At 73.6% G+C, this 7077-nt stretch carries 7 protein-coding genes; 4 read left to right on the forward strand and 3 right to left on the reverse strand.

The window, feature by feature from the left end; genetic code table 11:
- A partial coding sequence (locus KME77_RS08850) for an acyl-CoA dehydrogenase family protein (RefSeq protein WP_219463827.1) occupies positions 1–908 on the reverse strand: 908 nt, incomplete at its 3' end.
- A 65-nt stretch (positions 909–973) separates the two neighbouring features.
- Between KME77_RS08850 and KME77_RS08855 the strand changes: the two genes are divergently transcribed.
- Positions 974–2089, forward strand: a complete 1116-nt coding sequence (locus tag KME77_RS08855; RefSeq protein WP_219463830.1) for a helix-turn-helix domain-containing protein — start codon at positions 974–976, stop codon at positions 2087–2089.
- On the opposite strand, the gene KME77_RS08860 is transcribed toward KME77_RS08855, so the two are convergent.
- Positions 2067–3035, reverse strand: a complete 969-nt coding sequence (locus KME77_RS08860) for an alpha/beta hydrolase (RefSeq protein WP_219463831.1) — start codon at positions 3033–3035, stop codon at positions 2067–2069. The two genes, KME77_RS08855 and KME77_RS08860, sit on opposite strands and share 23 nt — an antisense overlap.
- Before the next feature lie 164 nt (positions 3036–3199).
- Complete coding sequence (locus tag KME77_RS08865) at positions 3200–4003, reverse strand: helix-turn-helix transcriptional regulator (protein ID WP_219463833.1); 804 nt, start codon at positions 4001–4003, stop codon at positions 3200–3202.
- Between the two features lie 87 nt (positions 4004–4090).
- On the opposite strand from KME77_RS08865, the gene KME77_RS08870 reads away from it, so the two are divergent.
- Genes KME77_RS08870 through KME77_RS08880 form a run of 3 tightly spaced genes read left to right on the forward strand, consistent with a single transcriptional unit; the run spans position 4091 to position 6871 of the window.
- Positions 4091–4819 (forward strand): dienelactone hydrolase family protein, encoded by a 729-nt coding sequence (locus tag KME77_RS08870; protein WP_219463835.1) that lies wholly within the window; start codon positions 4091–4093, stop codon positions 4817–4819.
- A gap of 38 nt (positions 4820–4857) precedes the next feature.
- The gene (locus KME77_RS08875) at positions 4858–6216 is read left to right on the forward strand and encodes an FAD-binding oxidoreductase (RefSeq protein WP_219463837.1); all 1359 of its coding nucleotides are present in this window, start codon (positions 4858–4860) and stop codon (positions 6214–6216) included.
- Positions 6217–6262: 46 nt separating this feature from the next.
- Positions 6263–6871, forward strand: coding sequence for a VOC family protein (locus KME77_RS08880; RefSeq protein ID WP_219463840.1), 609 nt, complete (start codon positions 6263–6265; stop codon positions 6869–6871).
- Positions 6872–7077: the final 206 nt, after the last annotated feature.

Consider the following 7077-nt stretch of genomic DNA (forward strand, 5'->3'; position numbering starts at 1 on the left):
GGCCCGATCTCCGCGCCGGACATGATCCGGCGCGCGGTCGCGTAGGTGTGCAGCCGGTAGGCCTCGGCGTCGCTCCAGCAGCGGGCGGCCAGGTCGGCGAGGGCCAGGTCGCCGTCCCTGGCCAGCTCGACGAGCCGGTCGGCGGTGGCCAGGAAGCGGCCGGGGCTGCGCAGGGCGAGGCCGCGTTCGGAGGAGGTGGTGGCCATGGCGATCCGCCAGCCCTCGCCGGGGGCGCCGAGCACCATGTCGTCGGGGACGAACAGTCCGTCGAGGAACAGTTCGGCGAATCCGGGCAGCCCGTCGAGCTGGGCGATCGGCCGTACGGTGACCTCGGGCGGGTCCAGGGGGAACATGAAGTACGTGAGCCCGCGGTGCCTGGCCTCCTCCGAGGTGCGGAAGAGGCCGAACCCGTGGGAGGCGTACGTGGCGCGCGAGCTCCACGTCTTCTGCCCGTGCAGCCGCCACCCGCCCTCCGCCCGTGTCGCGCGGGACCTGAGCGCGGCCAGGTCGCTGCCGGCCTCCGGCTCCGACCACGCCTGCGCCCACACCTGGTCGGCCCTGGCCATCCCGGGCAGCCACCTGCGCCGCTGCTCCTCGGTGCCGGCCGACATGAGGGTGGGGGCCAGCAGGAAGATCCCGTTCTGGGTGACGCGGCCGGGCGCGCCCGCGGCCCAGTACTCCTCCTCGAAGATCAGCCATTCGATGAGGGACGCGCCGCGCCCGCCGTACTCCTCGGGCCAGGAGACGGCCGACAGGCGCGCGGCGGCGAGCCGGGCCTCCCACGCGCGGTGCGCCTCGAAGCCCTCGGCGGTGTCCATCGAGGGGAGCGGATCGGGCACGTTCCGGTCCAGCCAGTCGCGAACCTCGGCACGGAAGTCCTGTTCGGCCGCGGTGAAGTCGAGATCCACCCTACCAACCTAGCGCACGCTTGGTAGCCTCGCTAGGTGGTGCGTTCCGGACATACTCTGGAAACGTGCAAGGGCTGCTGCTGCGGTTGTCGACGCTGGACTCCGACGCGGAGAGCGCGGTGCGGGTCATCGCGTACTTCGACTCGCTGGTGCGTGACCACGTGAGCGTGCCCACGCTGCTGGCGGCGACGGCCCGGCTGACGCAGTGCCCGGTGGGGCTGTTCGACGCCCAGGCGGACAAGCGCACCCGTACACACGCGAACGGGACCACCGATCACCCGGCCGCCGCCTGGAGCGGCGCGACCAGGGAGCTGGCGGGCGGCGCGGGCACGGTGTGGATGGAGCGCGAGGGTACCCCGCACGGGCTGGACGAGATCGTCCTCGAACGGTTCGCGGCGGCGGCCGAGGTGACGCTGGAGCGGGCGGCGGCGCTGGCCCGCGAGGGGCGCGACCCCGCGCTGGTGGAGCTGGCCCTGTCGGCCGAGACGGGCGAGGCGGAGCGGGCCAGGGCGCTGCGGCTGCTGGGGTTCGACCCGTCGGCGCCGCTCCAGGCCCTGGCGATCGCGCTGCCCGACCACCCAGCACTGCCCGACCGCACGGTCCACCCGGCCCTGTCGGTCTTGCCCGCGCTGCGCCTGACGGGCCGCCATGTGCGCGCGGCCAGGATCGGCGCCACGGAGGCGGTGCTGGCGACCCCGGCCCCGCCCGAACTGTCCGGACTACCCGGGCCGCCCGAACTGCCCGCCTCCGCCCGCGTCGGCATCGGCCCCGAGCTGCCCGGAACCCGGGCCGCCGAGTCGTGGGCGGGCGCGCGCACCGCGCTGCGCTTCACCGGCCCCGACGACCGCGTGGTGCGCTGGTCGGAGCTGGGCGCGCTGGCCCTGTACGCAGACCTGCCCGACGCGGCGGTGGCCGGGCTGGCCGACGTCCGGGCGATGGAGCGGCTCGGCGACCAGGCCCGCGCCGCCGTCCGCGCGCTCTGCGCCGAGGGCTCCGTACGGCGCGCGGCGGCCGTCGCGCACCTGCACCACAGCTCGATGGCGGCGCGCATCGCCCGCGCGGAGTCGGTGCTCGGCTTCTCGCTGGCCGACTCCGGCGGACGGCTGCGCGCCCACCTCGCGCTGGCTCTCGTCCGCCTGCGCGCCAACCCTCAGGACCTCAGCGCAGGAACGCCCGCTTGAGCGCGGCGTCCCGGGCCGCCTTGGCCCGCCTGCTCAGGTCCGTGTCCGGGATCATCATGTCGAACCCGTGGAAGGCCCCCGGGTACAGGTGGAACTCGGTCGACACCCCGGCCTGCACCAGCCGCCGCGCGTACTCGACGCACTCGTCCCTGAACACCTCCAGCTCGCCCACGTCCACGAACGACGGCGGCAGCCCGGCCAGGTCGGCGGCGCGGGCGGGGGCGGCGTAGGGCGGGACGTCGTCGGCGCCCATCCGGTCGCCGAGCAGCGCCTTCCAGCCGAACAGGTTCGCGGCCCGGTCCCAGATGACCGCCTCGGCGAACTCGTGGCTGGACGGCGTGGTGTTGCGGTCGTCGAGCATCGGGCAGAGCAGGAGCTGGAAGCACACGTCGGGGCCGCCCCGGTCGCGGGCCAGCAGCACGGTTCCGGCCGCCAGCCCGCCGCCGGCCGAGGCGCCGCCGACCGCCAGCCTGGCCGGGTCGATGCCGAGGTCCCCGGCGTTCTTGGCGGTCCACACCAGCCCGGCGTAGCAGTCCTCGACGGGCGCGGGGTGCGGGTGCTCGGGCGCGAGCCGGTAGTCGACGGAGACCACCACGGCGCCGAGCCGCTCGGCCCAGGCGATGGCCTGGGCGTCGTCCATCTCCGGAGTCCCGAGGATCATGCCGCCGCCGTGGATCCAGTACACGCCCGGCCGGTCCGTGGCCGGGCCCGGCGGCCGGTAGATCCGCAGCCGGACGTCCGGCGCCCCGTCGGGCCCCGGCACGTGCCGCTCCTCGATCGCCACCTCGGTCTCGGCCGGCGGGGCGGCCGCGAGCAGGGCGTTGATCTGCGCCCGGTTCGCGCTGAGGTCCAGGTCGGGATCGGCCAGGTCGACCACGGGCAGGGGCACGGGCGCGTTGTCCAGTGCCGCCCGCAGTTCGGGGTCGAGGTTGGGGTGATGTGCCATGTCGCTTACCTCCGCCAGACAGCTCGCCGTACGCCTCGATCATCGGAGGACGGGCGGGCGCCCACAACCGACAGACGGCGGCGTTTGCCGGTCGTTGACCCGCCACCCGGCCGGCCGGCCCCGGAGGCCGGGATCCGGCCGTTCAGCAGTCGGGATCCTGCCGTTCAGCTCACCGACCAGGAGGCCAGCAGCCGCAGCGACTCCTCCGACGCGCTGCCGGCCTCCGGGTGGAAGGTGTTGAGCCGCTGCCCCGAGGCTCCCGGCAGCTCGAACGTCTCGAAGTGCAGCCTCAGCTCCCCGACCACCGGATGCGTGAAGCGTTTGACGCCGTGGGTCCGCTCCTTGACCACGCGCCCGGCCCAGTAGGTGCGGAAGCGCTCACTCCGTACGGACAGCTCGCCGATCAGCGCCATCAGCGCGGTGTCGCCCGGGTGGCGGCCGGTGGCGAGCCGGAGCTGCCCGACCATCCCACGCTGAATCTCCGACATATCCGGATAAAGGCTGATCTCGTCGAGGAAGACGTAACGGGCCAGGTTGCGTTCGCCGTCGCCGAACCCGGCGAACAGGGCGGCGGCCAGCCGGTTCCAGGCCAGCAGGTCGAGCCGGTGGTCGGTGATCATGGCGGGCACGCCGTCCATGAGGTCGAGCAGCCGGGCCAGCTCCGGCCGCACCTTGCGCGGCGGCGCGGGGTCGCGGCGCGGCAGCCTGGCCAGGTCGATCAGGTGGCCGCGCTCGGTGTCCGACAGGGACAGGGCCCTGGCCAGCGACTCCACGACCGCCTCCGAGGGGCGAGCGGCCCGGCCCTGCTCCAGCCGTACGAGGTACTCGACGCTGATGCCCGCCAGCTCGGCGACCTCCTCGCGGCGCAGCCCGCGCACCCGCCGGCGCGGGCCCGACGCCAGGCCGACGTCCTCGGGCACGACCTCACCCCTGCGCGAGCGGAGAAAGGCGCCCAGCTCCGTGTTCATGCGACAAGTCTGCCTCTGGTCTGGGTTTGCCAGCATGTCCCTGTCAGTACCTGGATCGGGCGGCCGGCAGGCCCGATGCTCTGAGGCATGTGCCATTCCACTGACAGCAGGCCGCCCGCCTCCCCGATCGACGGGCAGGCGGCCTCTCACGAGCAGGTCGAACTCACCGCCGCCGACGGCAACCGCTTCCTCGCCTACCGGGCCGAGCCCGCCGAGCCGAACGGGCGCGGCGTGGTGATCATGCCGGACGTGCGCGGGCTGCACCCCTTCTACCGGGACCTGACGGTGCGCTTCGCCGAGGCCGGGTTCCGTACGGTCGCGATCGACTACTTCGGCCGTACGGCGGGGACCGGCGACCGGAGCGACGACTTCGACTTCAAGCCGCACGTCATGCAGGTGACGCCCGAGCAGGTGCGCACCGACGTCGGCGAGGCCGCGGCGGACCTGGCCAGGACGGGACCGGTGTTCACGGTGGGCTTCTGCTTCGGCGGCGCCCACTCCTGGCGGCTGGCCGCCGAGGGCAACGGGCTGGCCGGCGGGATCGGCTTCTACGGCGCGCTCCGCTTCGCCGGCCAGCCGCCGGCCGACACGCCGGGAGCGCCGCTCCTGCTGCTGCGCGGCGGCGCGGACACGGCCTCGACGCCGGAGGAGTTCGACGCGTACACGGCCGCGCTCGACAAGGCCGGCACCGAGCACGAGACGCACGTGTACGAGGGCGCGCCCCACTCCTTCTTCGACCGGGGCTTCCAGGAGTGGGCCGAGGCGTGCCAGGACGCCTGGCGGCGCATCCTGTCGTTCACCGAACGGCACGCCTGACCTCGGGTGTTACCGTGCCCGGGTGTTACCGTGCTCGCGTGTCGTACCGTGACGAACTAGCCCATGTCCTGCCTGAGGGCCGCGTCTTCGACGAGCCCGACGTGGTGGCCGCCTACTCCCGCGACCAGGCCGCCTGGGCTCCCGTGGGCCGCGCCGCCGTGCTGGTCAGACCGGCCACTCCGGAAGAGGTGCGGCAGGTCGTCCGGATCTGCGCCGAGCACCGGGTGCCGGTCGTCGCCAGGGGCGCGGGCACGGGCCTGTCCGGCGGCGCGAACGCCGTGGACGGCTGCGTGGTGCTGGCCCTGGAGGGCATGGACGCCATCCTGGAGATCGACCCGGCCGAGCAGCTCGCCGTCGTCCAGCCCGGCGTGGTCAACGACCGCCTGCGCGCCGCCGTGGCCGAGCACGGCCTGTGGTACCCGCCCGACCCGGCCAGCTCCCCCTGGTCCACGATCGGCGGCAACGCGGCCACGAACGCGGGCGGCGTCTGCTGCGTCAAGTACGGCGTGACCCGCGACTACGTGCTCGGCCTGCAGATCGTCACCGGGAAGGGCGAGCTGGTACGGGTGGGCCGCCGGACCCGCAAGGGCGTCGCGGGCTACGACCTGACCGCGATGTTCGTCGGCTCGGAGGGCACGCTGGGGGTGATCACCGAGATCACCGTGCGGCTGCTGCCGCGCAGGAGCGCCCAGCGGACGGTCGTGGGCGCGTTCGACGACCTGGAGACGGCGGGCCGGGCGGTGGCCAGGACGGCCGAGTCCCACCTGACGCCGGCCGCGCTGGAGCTGGTCGACCGCTACTGCCTGCGCGCCGTGGACGACTGGAAGAACATGGGCCTGAGCGACATGGGCAACGTCCTGCTCCTGGGCAGGACCGACACGCCCGGCGACGAGGAGGCCAGGGCGCTGCAGGAGGCGTTCGACGCGGCCGGCGCGACCTGGAGCACCCGCTCGACGGACGCGGAGGAGGCCGAGGCGCTGTTCGCCGCCCGCAGGCTGGCCTACCCGGCGCTCGAACGCCTCGGCCCGGTGCTCACCGAGGACGTCTGCGTGCCGCGCGGCCTGGTCCCGGAGATGCTCGTCCGGATCGAGCGGCACGCGAAGGAGCACGGCGTGCACATCGCCAACATCGCGCACGCGGGCGACGGCAACCTGCACCCGCTCATCATCGTGCCCGCCGGGGACGAGGCCGCCAGGACCAGGGCGGAGCGGGCGTTCGACGCGATCCTGGACGACGCGATCGCGCTCGGCGGAACCGTCACCGGCGAGCACGGCGTGGGCCTGCTGAAGAAGCGCGGCATGCGCGACGAGCTGGGCGAGGACGTGCTGGCCCTGCACCGCGACGTCAAACGGGCGCTGGACCCGTACGGCATCCTCAATCCCGGCAAGGTCATCTGAACGGCGGGTGAATGACAGGGGTAGTTGAAAGGCGTACTGTTGACGCATGGCTGCAACCCCGGAAACGGTGCACTGGCGGGGGGTGCACCACCTCGCCCTCGTGACCGCCGACATGGACGCCACCGTGCGGTTCTGGCACGGCGTGCTCGACGCCCGTCTCGTCACCACGCTCGCGATCCCCGACGCGTTCAAGCACTACTTCTTCGAGGTGGCGCCGGGTAACACCGTCGCCTTCTTCGAGTACACCGACCAGGAGATCGACAGCTTCGCCAAACCGGCGGGCGTCCCGTACGCGAAGGCCGCCCAGTTCGACCACCTCTCCCTCCACCTGCCCGACGAGGACGCGCTGATCAGGATGCGCGACCGGCTCAAGGAGCACGGCTGCGAGGTCACCGACGTGATCGACCACGGCTTCCTGCGCTCCATCTACTTCAGCGACCCCAACGGCATCGCGCTGGAGGCGTCCTGGTGGACCGTGGACCCGACCGGCAGGCCCGTCGACTACTCCGACGAACGGCTGTTCGCCGACCCCGACCCGGTGCCGGCCGTACGCGAGCTGCGCGACAACGGGCGGCTGGACCACACGGTCAGCACCCGGCTGGTGGACGGCATCATCGAGGACCTCAGACGCGAAGGGATCACCCTGGAGCCCTGACCACCGCACCCGCCGGATCTCCCCGATCGCCTCAGATGCCGGGCGGTTCGGGCAGGACCTGACGGTAGACCCGCTCGTACGCCGCCGCCATGGCCCCGACGCCGAAGTGCCGGGCCACGTGGTCCCTGCACGCCCGCGGTTCGAGCCGCCCGGCCGCCTCGATGGCGGCGGGCAGCTCGGCGGCCGTCCGCAGGACCATCCCCGCG

It is taken from the genome of Nonomuraea rhizosphaerae (genome assembly GCF_019396405.1).
In the GTDB taxonomy this organism is placed as follows: domain Bacteria; phylum Actinomycetota; class Actinomycetes; order Streptosporangiales; family Streptosporangiaceae; genus Nonomuraea; species Nonomuraea rhizosphaerae.

Bases quoted from the DNA above. Each gene is read 5' to 3' on its own strand.
- KME77_RS08860 (WP_219463831.1), bottom strand. From the start codon at position 3,035: ATGGCACATCACCCCAACCTCGACCCCGAACTGCGGGCGGCACTGGAC.
- KME77_RS08865 (WP_219463833.1), bottom strand. From the start codon at position 4,003: ATGAACACGGAGCTGGGCGCCTTTCTCCGCTCGCGCAGGGGTGAGGTC.
- KME77_RS08870 (WP_219463835.1), top strand. From the start codon at position 4,091: ATGTGCCATTCCACTGACAGCAGGCCGCCCGCCTCCCCGATCGACGGG.
- KME77_RS08880 (WP_219463840.1), top strand. From the start codon at position 6,263: ATGGCTGCAACCCCGGAAACGGTGCACTGGCGGGGGGTGCACCACCTC.